We start from the raw sequence: 14,051 nt of genomic DNA, 5'->3' as shown, positions 1-14,051 counted from the left end.
CGGGCGCCGCCAGTCAGCGCGAACATCTCGGGCGACCAAGCGTGCAACTCTGGTCGTACCTTCATGGACTCGGCGTCCGGCGTCCCGGTACGCAGTCCCTAGACGACGAGCCTCCCGCGGCGTGCTGCGCGTGGGTACCCGGAGTCCGCGCACGGAGGTTGCCCGGGGTGACAGAGGCTTCTCTTCTACCTCTGTCCTGGCCGAATCAACGTCCGCACCTACTTTCTACGCCGTGAGCGCGGTCACTTCAAGTGCGCGTACGGGTGCACCGGTACAGAGGCTCGATCCGGTGACAACACCACCCTCAGCAACGGACCTAGCTGCGGAAACCGCAGGATTGGTACCGCCGTGCGGGTGCTCAGTCGCCGGTGCCGCGGGACCGGCGGCGCCGGCTCAGGCTGTACCAGGTCGCGCCCGCCGCCACGGCTCCCACGCCGAGCGCGACCATCCCCGCGGACTTCGCCGGGATCCGGGTGCGCAGCGACATCGGCCGCTCGAACGCGAGAACCGGCCAGCCGTGTTCGTCCGCGGTGCGGCGCAGCAGCTTGTCCGGGTTCACCGCGTGCGGGTGGCCCACCACCTCCAGCAGGGGGATGTCGGTGCTGGAATCGGTGTAGGCGAAGCAGTCCGCGAGGTCGTAGCCGTGCGTGGCGGCTTGCTGCTTCGCGGCGACGGCTTTGTTCTCGCCGTAGCAATAGAAATCGACCTCGCCGGAGTAGCGGCCGTCGACGATCTCCATGCGAGTGGCGACGCAGCGGGTCGCGCCGAGCATCTCCGCGACCGGAGCGGCGACCTCCTCGCCGGTCGCGGACAGCACGATCACGTCGTGCCCGTCGGCGAGGTGCTGTGCGATGAGGTCGGTCGCTTCTACGTAAACGAGCGGATCGACTACGTCGTGCAAGGTTTCGCGCACGATCGCGGAAACCTGTGCGACATCCCAGCCCGCGCACAACGCGGAAACCTCGGCGCGCATCCGCTCGGTCTTGTCCGCGTCCGCGCCGGCGAGCGAGAAAACCAGTTGCGCGTAAGCACTTCGCAGCGCCGCGCGGCGGTTGATCAGTCCTTCGCGCAGCAACGGCTTGCTGAACGCGAGCGCGCTGGAAGACGCGATGATCGTCTTGTCGAGATCGAAGAAGGCGGCTACGCGCCGGGGTGCTTCTTCGCTGCGGGGTTCGGCCACGTGATCAGGATAGGCGTACCGGGCCGCGTTGTTGGCAGCACACCGGTCGTGGCGACGGCCGGAAAATCGATGACATCGGCTCGCTTGCGGCCTCGGGTGCCGTTATCGAATCGTATGTGTCACTCACACAGCCAACTCATAGCTAACGGAGTTACAGTGAACGGACCCGGTCTTGAACCGGGCTGGTTCAGTCCGACCCCCCGGGGCTGAACCCCTGGCGGCCCTCGTCCCTCCCCCCTGGCGAGGGCCGCCTTCTATTCTCCTCCGTTTTCCCCATCGGCGAACAATTTTCAGGTCTGCCCCGAAAACGTTGTGCCGCCGGTGTTTGCCGCCCTGACCTGGGCGGTCTCGGTCGTTCGCCGCGCGCCTTACGGGCAAGATCAATTAACCGCGCGCTTACCTTTCCGGTGTTTTCTCCGGCCGTGGCACCCCTTACTCGGCCCGGCGCGGCAAATTTACTTCTTTCCTCTTGATTTTCCGGAGTTTCTCCGCAGCAATCGTTTTCTCGTCCGAATGCGCGGAGCCGTGCATTGTCCTGTGCGGGCCGACAGTCCGCGGCGCTGGATCGATTTCGCACCCCGAGTTGTCCACAACCCCCGGGTTATCCACATGACGGAAAAACGGGCATTGCCGTGCCGTCTGGCGGTGAGCCACGGTGGAAGTCCGGCCCGCGAAACCCAGGGGAGGGGCACATGGCCACCGCACATCCGCTCGTCGTCTCCGGCGAAGGCACCGTGTTCGAAGAGATCCGCCGCGTCGCCGCAGTAGTCGGCTGCGAGTTCGACCACGCGCCAGATCTAGCTGCCGCACGCGGACGATGGACGCGAGCTCCGCTCGTGGTGCTAGACGAGGACATTTCGGTCGACGGCCCGCCAATGCCGGCACGCGACAGCGTCGTGCTGGTCTGCAAAGGCGCACCCGGCCTGGATACCTGGCGCCGTGCAGCCGCCCTAGGCGCGCGCCGGGTTTTCAGCCTGCCCGACGACGAAGCAGGCTTGACCGGCGCGTTCGCCGACGTCACCGACGAGCCGGCCGAATCCCCAGGCCCAGTAATCGCTTTCGTCGGCGGCCGAGGCGGTTCCGGCACCTCGGTACTGGCTGCCGCAGTCGCCGTCGAAGCCGCCCGCACCGACTCCGCGCTATTAGTCGACTGCGACCCGTTAGGCGGCGGATTGGATCTCCCGCTGGGCTTGGAACACACGAAAGGCCTGCGCTGGCCCGAAGTTCGGCTGTCCGGCCGAGTGTCTGTTCCTTCCCTGATCGCTTCACTTCCCAGCCGCGGCAAGCTCCCCGTGCTGTCCTGCGGCCGTTCCGGCGACGGCCCGACGCCTCGCGCCTTATCCGCGGTGGTCGCCGCAGGCAGTCGGGCCGGCCGCACCGTCGTCTGCGATTTGCCCCGCCATTTCGACGAGGGCACACTTGCCGTCGCCTCCACCGCTGACCTGGTCGTGCTAGTCGTTCCCGTCGAGTTCCGTGCCTGTATGGCAGCGAAACAAGTCCTGGCCCGCCTCCGCCCGCATACCGAGCGTTTCGCAGTCGTCGCAAGTGGACACCGCATCGACGGCGTCGCGGCTTCGCAAACCGCAGGCATGCTGGGCCCGCCGTTGATCGCTGACGTGGCCCCGGAACGCCGAGTAGCCGCCACCTTGGAATCCGGCGAGTTCGACCTGCCTCCGAAGGGCGCGTTGGCCACCGCCGCTCGCGCCGTACTGGCGAACCTCCGTCCCCTCGCGACCGCCGAGGCCGCATAAATGACCACCGACCTAGTAGAACGAGTCCGTCACCGCTTGGCTGGCGAGAGCCGCGGTACCGACCCGATCGCCCTAGCCGAAGCCGTCCGCGCCGAAGCCGGCGGTGCCCTAAGCCACGACGCAGTACTAGCCGCCGTCCGCCAGGCCCGAGACGAGTTCGTAGGCGCAGGCCCGCTAGCCCCATTGCTGGAGGACGACACCATCACCGACGTCCTAGTCACCGCCCCTGACCAGGTCTGGACCGACAGCCCCACAGGCCTCACCCGCACGACCGTCCGCTTCCCCAACGAGGACGCCGTCCGCCGCCTAGCGCAACGCCTGGCTCTAGCCGCAGGCCGCCGCCTGGACGACGCCCAGCCCTACGTCGACGGCTGGCTCCCCGCCCGCCAAGGCCGAATCCGCGTCCACGCCGTCCTGCCACCCATCGCCGCGAACGGCACCTGCCTGTCCCTACGCGTTCTACGCCCGGTGACGCACGACCTAGCCACACTCCAAGCCCACGGCTCCATCGACCCAACCGCCCTGAACATCCTCGAAGCAATCCTCAAACACCGCCTAGCCTTCCTGATCACCGGCGGCACCGGTGCCGGGAAGACGACGCTCCTGAGCGCCCTGCTCAGTGCGGTAGCGCCAACGGAACGAATCGTCTGCGTAGAAGACGCCGGAGAACTACGCCCGACCCACCCACAGTTCGTAAGCCTCGTCGCCAGACCAGCGAACGTAGAAGGTGCCGGTGCCATTGAACTCCCAGAGCTGGTCCGCCAGGCCTTGCGCATGCGCCCAGACCGCCTGATCGTCGGCGAAGTCCGCGGCGCAGAAGTGTGCTCCCTGCTGAACGCCATGAACACCGGCCACGACGGCGGTGCCTGCACCCTGCACGCGAACTCCCCCGCAGAGGTGCCGGCCCGTCTGGAAGCCTTGGCAGCCCTAGGCGGATTGCCGAGAGATGCGCTGCACAGCCAACTAGCCGCAGCAGTCCGCGTAATCCTCCACATGCGCCGAACAACCACCGGCCGCCGCCTGACGGAAGTCGCAGTACTCCAGCGATACCACGGAGAAGTAAAAACCCACCCCATCTGGCGCGACGGCCACTGGACCAACCGTCGCTCCCTCTTTACTGCCCTGACAACCCCGGAACCCGCCCCTGACTAGCCTCCCGCCGCGCTCGCTCCGGCTTGCCCCGCGCAGCCGCTCGCATGTCGGCTCGCACCCAATGGACCTCGCGCCGACCCCGGTGCGGGCGCACCCTCCTTCCGCTTCCCATCGACCTGGTGCGGCTGCCGGACCATGCGCACTTTCCTGCGGCTCCCCAACATGCCTGGTGCCGCCCCCAGCCCATGCACCCTCCCCAACAGCATCTCGCCGCTCTCAAAACACGCGCACCTTCCTCGCCCCGCCGTTCCCCAACCCGCCCCCGCAGCCATGCATCCCGCGTGAACTGCACTCAACCGCCCCAGCATCGAGGTGACCCCGTTGATCTCCGCATGGCCGTTCCTCTGCGCAGGCACCGGAATCCTGTGCTGGCCCACCACCCCCAACCGCCTCCTCCCGGCACCCCGCCGCCACTTCCGCCTCCCCGTCCCGCCCCGGCAGGCCCTCTGGCTGGCCCCAGCCGTCGTCGCCGCGGCGCTGGCCGGAGTCGGCGCCGCGATATCCACCGCCCTGCTCACGCTCGCCGTCCGTCAGGAATGGCGCAGCAGAAGGGAAACCGCCGAAACCCTGACCCGTGCCGAACGCGCCGCGACCGTCCTCCGCACGATGGTTTCCGAACTCCGCGCCGGCGCCCACCCGGTCACGGCCGCCGAAGCAGCTGCAGACGCCGTCCCCGAACTAGCCGGAGAACTCCACAACCTCTCCACCGCTGCCCGCCTGGACGGAGCCCTGGAATCGCCTGCGCTCCCCGCCGTCGCCCAATCCTGGAACCTCGCCCGCCGCCACGGCCTGCCCATCGCCGACGCCCTCGAAGCCGCCCGCCGAGACGTCGACGCCGAAATCGCCTTCACGCGCCGCTTGCGCGCAAAAATGGCCGGTCCACGCATGAGCGCGATAGTGCTGACCGTGCTACCCGTCGGCTGCCTGGCGGTGGGCCAGCTCATCGGAGCCAACCCACTGGCCGTCCTCACCGAAACCCTTATCGGACAAGCATTCCTGGTCGCGGGCGCGGCCCTGCTATGGGCAGGAACAGCCTGGTCCAGGGTCCTCACCAACCGCAGGCCCACCCCATGACCGCCCTGAGCCTCGCTCTCGCCGCCATCGCACTACTGCTCTGGCCAGAAAGCGCCCCGCCCCGACACCTAGCCCGGCCCCAAGGCCCACCCCGCACCCCGCGGCCAGAGGTCTGGCACCCCGCCGCGGCAATCGTCGTAGGTGTCTCCGCAACCATCCTCACCGGAATCCCAGCAGGACTAGCCGCCTGCGCAGGCTCATGGTGGCTCCTACGCCGATCCCGCCACCCCAAAAACCCAGACGACGTCCTCGAACGACTCCGTTCCGCGTCAGTACTGGACATGCTCGCCGCCTGCCTGCGCGCCGGAATGCCAGTCCCGACCGCACTGGAAGCCGTAGCGCCCGGCGCACCACCGGGCACCGAAACCGCCCTGCACGCAACAGCAAACCTGCTAGCCCTTGGCGCGGACCCGGCTCCCGCCTGGACCCCCCTCCGAGCCCGCCCGGGCTTCGCCGAGTTAGCAGTCGCAGCCACCAGAACCGCGCGGTCCGGGGCGGCCCTCGCCTCGACCGCGGACGACCTGGCCCATCGCATCCGCGACGGACTGGGCGTCGAGGCCGAAGAACGCGCCGAACGCGCCGGAGTCGCCCTGGCCTTGCCGGTCGGGCTGTGCTTCCTGCCCGCGTTCTTCGCCCTCGGCGTGCTGCCGGTAGTGCTCGGCCTGGCCGGGCGAATCGGCGGCCTGCTGTGAACCCATCCACGACAGAAAGGGAATCCGACCATGTGGTTCTTGCCCGGAGACGAGGGCACCACCACCGCCGAATACGCCATCGGCACGGTAGCCGCGGCCGCGTTCGCCGTGGCGCTCTACGTGCTGCTCAGCGGAGACTCGGTCTCCGCGACGTTGGCCGGCCTGGTGCAAAAAGCGCTGACGGTGGCCACCTGATGGCCAGCCGTCGCCGGGACGGCGGATTCGTCACGGTAGAAGCCGCCCTGTCCTTGGGCGCGCTGACCGCCGTGCTGGCGATCCTGCTCGCGGGCACCAGCGCGATCGCCGGACACCTCCGCTGCCTGGATGCGGCCCGCGAAGCCGCCCGTCTGACCGCAGCCGGGCAGCCAGGCGCCGCCGACGCAGTGGTCCAAACCATTGCCCCGCACGGCGCACACCTCACCATCCACCGCACCGGCGACGGCCTCACCGCCGAAGTAACCACCGACGCCCTGTCCGCCCTCCACCTGAGCGCAACCGCCTACGCCATCCTCGAACCAGGCCCATCCTCATGACTGAAAAACAGCCACCCGACGCCGGCCTAGCCACGATCTGGACGGCACTGGCTGCCGCAACCCTGGTTTCCGTGACAGTCCTGGTGTGGTGGCTAGCCGCGGCCATCACCGCCCGTCACCGCACCGAAGCCGCCGCCGACCTGGGCGCACTGGCCGCGGCAGCCCACGCCGCCGCCGGACCGACCATCGCCTGCGCCCGAGCCAAGGAGGTCGCCGACCACGAACGCGCAGTCCTCACCAGTTGCCGCTGGCACGACCGCGACGCCTTCATCGAAGTCCGCGCGGTGACCACCCCCGTCCCCGGCCTGCCAGCCCCCACCGCAAAATCCCGCGCCGGTCCGGTAGACCTGCCTCCCTGACGGAGCCACCCCGATCGGCGCTGGTCCCGGTAGCCACGCTCAGCGGCTGCGACGCGCGGCCCCGGCAGGTAGTCATGCTCCGCGACTGGACCGGTGCTGGCCCGTTGGCGGTGGTGAGAGGCGGCGAGTTCCGGTCCGGTAGCCGTGCTCCGCAGCTGGCCGCAGATTCCTCGCGCGGCCACCGCTGCTGGCCGGGTAGCCCTATTCAGGTGCAGCGGGAGCCCGGTCCCAGCGACTGGCCGCTGGTTCCTTGCACCCGGCCCCGGCGTTCTTCTGCGACCCCGAGTGCTCCCCGGCCGCTGGGAGTACCTCGGCTAGCCGGATCCGCCTCCGCCTAGGCCGCTAGTTCGTCTGCCGGAGCCCCGCGCGCAACCGCCGGTCCGCGCCAAGAACCGAAGTCGCCCGACCCGACCGAAGGGAGTTGCAACCTGCCAACCGCCCCCGTACACCCCGCTCGCCCCGTCGCCGAGGGCCGCCGTCAGCGGTGTTCTGGTCACCCGCCGGAACCGCTCGTCGGCGACGGGCCGGACCGGTGACCAGTCCCCGGAACCCCCGGTTCGCCCGGACCTGTCCGGCACCGACGACGAGTGGCGAAGAACACGAGCAGCGGTCGCTGGCGCACGCCGAACGGTCAAATCCCCAGGTCAGCGGGTAGTCCGCCGGTATGCCTCAGTACGCGTGCGAAAGGGCGGGAAAGTGTCGAATCCTGTGGTAGGCCCGTTCTCGCGGGCCGGGCGGCGGGGTCAGCGGCCGGTGATCGGCACCTTGTTATCGGCCGGACAGTGGGCTACTGGGCGTTCATCGCTCGGTAACGGCCGGTTGTCGCGTGGAGTCTTCCCCGCAATGTGCAACTTGCCGTTTAGTGAGACGTGCGCCACCACGGCCCCGACCCGGACGGCGCGAAAACCGGACCTCGAAGGCAGGAAAGCAATGTTGGACGCGAATTGGCCGGACAGCTGGCGGAACGCCTTCCGCATCGAACTGCGTGCGGAGGCGATCGGCCTCGCCTGGCGCGGCTGGCCGGTGCTTCCGGGGGCGACCCCGGAGCCGATCACCGCGGAGGGGGACGACCTGACCTGGCGTCGGCCGGTGCCGGTGCGCGACGACTGGCGTGAGCTGGTCGGTTCGCACGCCCACGAGGTCGCCAGCTGGTTCAGCGACCGCACGCACAGCCTGCTCGTGGCGACCGGCACCGTGCTCGACGCGGTCGAGGTGGACCAGGAACTGGGCAAGCGCGCCGCTCGGCTGCTGCGTTCCATCGGGCACCCGGCCCCGATCGTCGCGATGCCGAACGGCCGGTGGCTGTTCCTCACCTTGCCCTCCGAGCACCTGCCCGCCGAACTCGCCGAGCAGATTTCCGTGCAGTGGCACGGCAAGGACAGCTACATCCCGCTGCCGCCGTCGCCGTTCCAGCACGGTGTCGTGCACTGGCGCGTGAAGCCCGAGGTGTGCGGCTGGCAGCTGCCGCCCGCCGCCGAGGTGCAGGACGTGCTGGTCCGCGCCCTCGCCGACGAGCACGCCTCGATGCTGGTCGAGAGCGCCGCCGCCTGATTTCCGGTTCCATCCCGGCAGGCAGCACGCGACAACCGAAGAAAGTTTTCACGCTCCACCGTGGCCGCACTGTTCCCCGTGCTGACGCAACGCCCCGAGCACGGCTCCCAGTACGGCCACCGCCCCTGCCTTGTCCAGCGGATCGTTGCCGTTCCCGCACTTCGGCGACTGGACGCAGGACGGGCAGCCCGTCGGGCACTCGCAGGAGACGATCGCCTCCCGCGTAGCGGCCAGCCACGGGACAATCGCGGCATAACCGCGGTCGGCAAACCCCGCACCCCCGGGATGCCCATCGTGCACGAACACCGTCGCCTCCCCGGTGTCCTCGTGCCACGCGGTAGACACCCCGCCGATGTCCCAGCGGTCGCACGTAGCGAACAGCGGTAGCAGGCCGATCGCCGCGTGCTCGGCGGCATGCAGGGCACCGGGGACGCGCGCCGGAAGCAATCCGGCGCCCCCCGGTGCTCTGCCAGCACCCCCGGTCCCCACCGGTCCCACCGCAACACCGATCTCGACCCCGGCAGCGGGCCCCCGCCCAGCCGCCGGATCGCCCGAAACTTCGCCGGTTACCCCGACAACCGACGAGGCACCCCCGGTCCCCACCGGTTTTCCAGCCGCACGACGGGCCGCTGCCCCCGCAGCGGTCCCGCCGATTCCCCCGGCGGTTGGTGACGCACTCTCGGTCCCCGCCGGTTCGCCCGTCGCATGGCTGGTCGCTGGTCCCGCAGCGGCTTCGTCGATTGCCCCGGCGGTTGGCGATGCACTCTCGGTCCCCGCCGGTTCGCCCGTCGCATGGCTGGTCGCTGCCCCCGCAGCGGCCCCGGAGACCGGCGATGCACTCCCCGTTTCCGCCGGTTCTCCGGCCGGATGACTAGCCGCTGACCCGACAGTCGTCCCGCCGGTCCCCCCGGCGGTTGGCGATGCACTCTCGGTCCCCGCCGGTTCTCCGACTGGCCCGCCGCTCGCCGACACCGCACCCGCGCGGCCGGACTTCCCGGCGGCTGGCGATGCGCCCTCTAACTCCGCCGCTCCGCCAACCTCCCGGCTCGCTGCCGACCCCGCAGCAGTTCCGTCCTCCTTCTCAGCTGGCGAGGTGCTTCCAGGCAAGCCTGGCCCATCGACCACCGCCCTGTTCGTTGACCCAGCAGCGGCTTCGCCGACACCACACCCAGCCGGAGACTCCAGCAGCTCACCCGAAACCGTGTACCAAACCGCTCTCGTGTGGAGGCTCTGTTCTGGCAGGTCGAGCGGCGTGTGGTCCAGCACCTCGCCCGACGGCCGCCTCCGCAGGTACCCCACCACCTGCGACGTCACCGCGACCTCGCCCAGGCACACCGTCACTCCGCCGTGGCGGCATTGTTCTTCTGTCGACAGCACCGAGATGTCCACGATCTCGCGCGGCGAAGTCGTCCAGTCCGGGTCCTCCGCGTGCACTAGCGCCAGACCCGTCTCCAGGTCCAGCTCATCGACGACATACGACGACCCCTGATGCAAATACACCGCACCCGGATGGACGGAGTAGCAAGCCGAACCGGGGTCGACGGTGCCCAGCATTCGGCCGGAGTCCGCTTCCACCACCGCGATTTGGTCGCCGCCTGAGCCGCGGATGCCGACTTCTCCGTGTGGGCGGTCGCGCGAAGTCCAGTACCAGCCGCTGGAACGGCGGCGCAGCAACTTCTCTTCGGCCAGATCCGCCAGCACTGCGCGGGCCGCCTCGCCGCCGAATGTTTCCAGCTCGGGTTCGGTGAGCGGCAGCTCCGCGACGGCGCAGGCGAGTTGCGGTCCTAGCACGTACGGGTTTGTGGGGTCCAGGACGGCGGTTTCGACGGGGCGTTCCAGCAACGCGGCCGGATGGTGCACGAGATAGGTGTCGAGCGGATCGTCTCGGGCGACGAACACCACGAGCGCCTCATCGCCCGAACGTCCGGCGCGGCCGGATTGTTGCCAGAACGACGCGAGAGTGCCGGGGTAACCAGCCAGAACCACGGCATCCAGGCCCGCGATGTCGACGCCCAGTTCCAAGGCGTTCGTGGTTGCGACACCTAACAGGCGGCCAGAGAGCAGAGCTTGCTCCAGAGCACGACGCTCTTCAGGGAGATAGCCGGACCGGTACGCGGCAACGGTATCCGCCAGCCGAGGGTCCACTTCGGACAGGAGGCGGCGTGCTCCCAGAGCGGTCAGCTCAGCACCGCGGCGCGAGCGGACGAAAGCCAGGGATCGAGCGCCTTCGACGACCAGTTCGGTGAGAATTCGCGCGGTCTCGACGCCGGCCGGACGGCGGACGGGTGCGCCGTTCTCGCCAGTCAGTTCGTCCAGCAACGGCGGCTCCCACAATGCGACCGTGCGCGCCCCGCGCGGCGAAGCGTCGTCGGTGACCGCGGAACACTCCACGCCGGTGAGCCGCGTGGCGAAGGAGGCTGGCGAAGCAGTGGTCGCCGAAGCCAGCACGAACACCGGGGAAGCGCCGTAGTGCTCCGCCACTCGGCGCAGGCGGCGCAGCAGCAGCGCGACGTGCGAGCCGAAGACGCCGCGATAGCTGTGGCATTCGTCGACCACGACGTACCGCAACCGGCGGAAGAACTGCGTCCATCGGGAGTGCGCCGAAAGGATGCCGCGGTGCAGCATGTCGGGGTTGCTGAACACCCAGTTCGCGTGCGCGCGGACCCAGTCGCGCTCTGTCATCGGGGTGTCCCCGTCGAACGCCGCCGCGCGTACGCCCGGGACGTCCAAAGAGGACACCGCGCGCAGCTGATCAGCGCCGAGCGCCTTCGTCGGCGAGAGGTACAGCGCGGTCGCCCGCGGGTCCGCGGCCAACGCGCTGAGCACCGGCAGCTGATACGCCAGCGACTTCCCCGACGCGGTGCCGGTGGACACCACGACGTGGGTGCCCGCATGAGCCAGCGAAGCCGCTTCGACCTGGTGCCGCCACGGTTTTTCGACTCCGGACGCACGGAACGCCGCGACCGCCGACGGCTCCGCCCACTCCGGCCACGGCTCGTGCCGGGCCGCGCGTTCCGGCAGCCGGGACACGTGCGTCACCGGATTCTCGTGCGCCGGGATCCCCGCCGTGACCCGGTCCAGCAGCCTCCGTCCTCGCTCTCCCACCACGTGCCGAAGCTTCGCACAGGGCACCGACAAAACCGGGCCGAGATCGATCCAGTGACCAATCACACAAGGTTACCGAACGTGCTCTCGCCGGGACGCATTGCGGACGCGCAGATCACTACCAATACACTCCCTCGATCCACACCCACTGTGGCGAGCGTCATGTGAGACGTGCATTGCTTGCACGGCTAGCGTGTCCTTCGGCACAGATCCCCGCCAGTGCAGGCGCGCCGGGTACGACGGGCCCGCGCTGGCCAAACGGCGTTCCCAGGAGGACGAATGTCCCGGCAGTTCCTCGCGGAGGGCGGTATCACGCTCACCGGGGGTGGCTACACCATCGTCGGTGTGGTCGCCGTGGTCGCCCTTGTCGCACTGGCCATCGGTTACGTACTGCTCAAGGAGGTGCTGGCCGCGGGCCAGGGCACCGCCAAGATGCAGGACATCGCCAAGGCAGTGCAGGAAGGTGCGGCCGCATACCTGAAGCGGCAGCGCAACACCCTCGCCATCTTCGGCGTGATCGTGTTCCTGCTCCTGTTCGCGCTTCCCGCGGACGACTGGAGCGAACGGGTCGGCCGGTCGATCTTCTTCCTGGTCGGGGCGGCGTTCTCGTTCACCATCGGCTACCTCGGCATGTGGCTGGCCACGCAGGCGAACCTGCGGGTGGCGGCCGCGTCGCGCGAGGAGGGCGGTCGCGAGAAGGCGATGCGCGTGGCGTTCCGCACCGGCGGCGTGGTCGGCATGATCACCGTCGGGCTCGGCCTTTTCGGCGCGGCGATCGTGGTGCTCGTCTACACCGGCCAGGCACCGAAGGTGTTGGAGGGCTTCGGTTTCGGTGCCGCGCTGATCGCCATGTTCATGCGGGTCGGCGGCGGCATCTTCACCAAGGCCGCCGACGTCGGTGCCGACCTGGTCGGCAAGGTTGAGCAGGGCATCCCCGAGGACGACCCGCGCAACGCCGCGACGATCGCCGACAACGTCGGCGACAACGTGGGCGACTGCGCGGGCATGGCCGCGGACCTCTTCGAGTCCTACGCGGTGATGCTCGTCGCCGCGCTGATCCTCGGCAGTTCCGCGTTCGGCGCGTCCGGCCTGATCTTCCCGCTGATCGTGCCCGCCATCGGCGTGATCACCGCGGTGATCGGCGTCTACATCACCAAGGCGCGCGCGGGCGAGGGCGGCCTGGTCACGATCAACCGCTCGTTCTACATCTCCGCGGTCATTTCCGCGGTGCTGTCGGCGATCGCCGCGTTCGTGTACCTGCCGAACAGCTTCGCCGAATTCGGCGAGGGCTACGCGCACAACACCGGCAACCCCGCGGTGATCGCGACGGTCTCGGTGATCATCGGCATCGTGCTCGCCGCGCTGATCCTGCGCATCACCGGCTACTACACCGGCACCGAGCACAAGCCGGTGCAGGACGTCGGCAAGACGTCGGAAACCGGTGCGGCGACGGTGATCCTGTCCGGCATCTCGGTCGGGTTCGAGTCCGCCGTGTACACCGCGCTGGTGATCGGCGCGGCCGTGTTCGGCGCTTACCTGCTCGGCGGCGGCGTCGCGCTGTTCGCGGTGGCGCTGGCCGGCACCGGCCTGCTGACCACCGTCGGCGTCATCGTCGCGATGGACACCTTCGGCCCGGTCTCGGACAACGCGCAGGGCATCGCCGAGATGTCCGGCGACGTCGACGAGAAGGCCGCGCAGATCCTCACCGAACTGGACGCGGTCGGCAACACCACCAAGGCCATCACCAAGGGCATCGCGATCGCCACCGCGGTGCTGGCGGCGACTGCGCTGTTCGGGTCCTATTCGGACGCGATCGCGAAGACCGTGGCCGAACGCGGCGAGGGCGCGGTCACCGCGGTGTCCTCGTTCGTCAACCAGGTCGTCAGCCCGAACACGCTGGTCGGCGTGATCGTCGGGGCGGCAGTGGTGTTCCTCTTCTCCGGTCTCGCGGTCAACGCGGTTTCGCGCGCCGCGGGCGCGGTGGTGTACGAGGTGCGCCGCCAGTTCCGCGACATCCCCGGGATCATGGAGGGCACCACGCGGCCCGAGTACGGCCGGGTCGTCGACATCGTCACCCGCGATTCGCTGCGGGAGCTGGCGACGCCGGGTCTGCTGGCCGTTTTCGCGCCGATCGCGGTCGGTTTCGGGCTCGGCACCGGTGCGCTCGCCGGCTACCTGGCGGGTGCGATCGCGACCGGCACGCTGATGGCGATCTTCCTCGCCAACTCCGGTGGCGCCTGGGACAACGCCAAGAAGCTCGTCGAGGACGGCAACCACGGCGGCAAGGGTTCCGACGCGCACGAGGCGACGATCATCGGCGACACCGTCGGCGACCCGTTCAAGGACACCGCCGGTCCCGCGATCAACCCGCTGATCAAGGTCATGAACCTGGTCTCGGTGCTGATCGCGCCCGCGGTGGTCACGCTGACGCTCGGCGGCGGCGCGGACACCACGTGGCGGATCGTGATCGCGGTCGTCGCGGTCGCGGTGATCGTCGCGGCGATCGTCGTGTCCAAGCGGCGCGGCAGCGTCATGTCGGAGACTCCGGCGGAGGCGAAAGCCTGACGCGTTGCTCCATTCGGGCCCGGTACGCCTTGGCGTGCCGGGCCCGTTCGCGTCCGCTCCCCGGGGCGAGTTGCGGACTACTGGCGGGT

General features: G+C 69.4%; 11 protein-coding genes. 9 read left to right on the top strand and 2 right to left on the bottom strand.

Annotation, left to right across the window (positions count from 1 at the left end; translation table 11 throughout):
* Positions 1–358: 358 nt before the first annotated feature.
* On the bottom strand, positions 359–1,180 hold the full coding sequence (locus L3Q65_RS33305; RefSeq protein ID WP_182895837.1) for an HAD family phosphatase: 822 nt from the start codon (positions 1,178–1,180) through the stop codon (positions 359–361).
* A gap of 692 nt (positions 1,181–1,872) precedes the next feature.
* On the opposite strand from L3Q65_RS33305, the gene ssd reads away from it, so the two are divergent.
* The 8 genes from ssd (at position 1,873) to L3Q65_RS33265 (ending at position 8,292) form a co-directional block, all read left to right on the top strand.
* On the top strand, positions 1,873–2,931 hold the full coding sequence (ssd, locus tag L3Q65_RS33300) for a septum site-determining protein Ssd (protein WP_237597510.1): 1,059 nt from the start codon (positions 1,873–1,875) through the stop codon (positions 2,929–2,931).
* Positions 2,932–4,083 (top strand): TadA family conjugal transfer-associated ATPase, encoded by a 1,152-nt coding sequence (locus L3Q65_RS33295; RefSeq protein WP_237597509.1) that lies wholly within the window; start codon positions 2,932–2,934, stop codon positions 4,081–4,083. It abuts the gene before it with no gap.
* Positions 4,084–4,404: 321 nt separating this feature from the next.
* A complete protein-coding gene (locus L3Q65_RS33290) occupies positions 4,405–5,157 on the top strand; it encodes a type II secretion system F family protein (RefSeq protein ID WP_237597508.1) in 753 nt (250 codons plus the stop codon).
* A 281-nt stretch (positions 5,158–5,438) separates the two neighbouring features.
* Entirely contained in the window at positions 5,439–5,849 is a 411-nt protein-coding gene (locus L3Q65_RS47715; RefSeq protein ID WP_312872258.1) for a type II secretion system F family protein, read from the top strand.
* Between the two features lie 30 nt (positions 5,850–5,879).
* The gene (locus tag L3Q65_RS33280; protein WP_182895832.1) at positions 5,880–6,044 is read left to right on the top strand and encodes a DUF4244 domain-containing protein; all 165 of its coding nucleotides are present in this window, start codon (positions 5,880–5,882) and stop codon (positions 6,042–6,044) included.
* Entirely contained in the window at positions 6,044–6,382 is a 339-nt protein-coding gene (locus tag L3Q65_RS33275; RefSeq protein ID WP_237597506.1) for a TadE family type IV pilus minor pilin, read from the top strand. The genes L3Q65_RS33280 and L3Q65_RS33275 overlap by 1 nt, the downstream gene beginning before the upstream one ends.
* A complete protein-coding gene (locus tag L3Q65_RS33270; protein WP_237597505.1) occupies positions 6,379–6,741 on the top strand; it encodes an Rv3654c family TadE-like protein in 363 nt (120 codons plus the stop codon). Before L3Q65_RS33275 ends, L3Q65_RS33270 begins: the two co-directional genes overlap by 4 nt.
* Positions 6,742–7,671: 930 nt before the next feature.
* On the top strand, positions 7,672–8,292 hold the full coding sequence (locus L3Q65_RS33265; RefSeq protein WP_182895829.1) for a bifunctional DNA primase/polymerase: 621 nt from the start codon (positions 7,672–7,674) through the stop codon (positions 8,290–8,292).
* Positions 8,293–8,340: 48 nt separating this feature from the next.
* On the opposite strand, the gene L3Q65_RS33260 is transcribed toward L3Q65_RS33265, so the two are convergent.
* Complete coding sequence (locus L3Q65_RS33260; RefSeq protein WP_237597504.1) at positions 8,341–11,400, bottom strand: DEAD/DEAH box helicase; 3,060 nt, start codon at positions 11,398–11,400, stop codon at positions 8,341–8,343.
* 276 nt (positions 11,401–11,676) lie between these two features.
* Here L3Q65_RS33260 and L3Q65_RS33255 point away from each other — a divergent pair, with 276 nt between their 5' ends.
* Positions 11,677–13,962 (top strand): sodium-translocating pyrophosphatase, encoded by a 2,286-nt coding sequence (locus tag L3Q65_RS33255; protein WP_237597503.1) that lies wholly within the window; start codon positions 11,677–11,679, stop codon positions 13,960–13,962.
* Positions 13,963–14,051 lie beyond the last annotated feature (89 nt).

The sequence above is a fragment of the Amycolatopsis sp. FU40 genome (assembly GCF_021903635.1).
Lineage (GTDB): Bacteria > Actinomycetota > Actinomycetes > Mycobacteriales > Pseudonocardiaceae > Amycolatopsis > Amycolatopsis dendrobii.
Note: the sequence above shows the minus strand (reverse complement) of the source record. Positions and strands in the feature narration are given on the sequence as shown.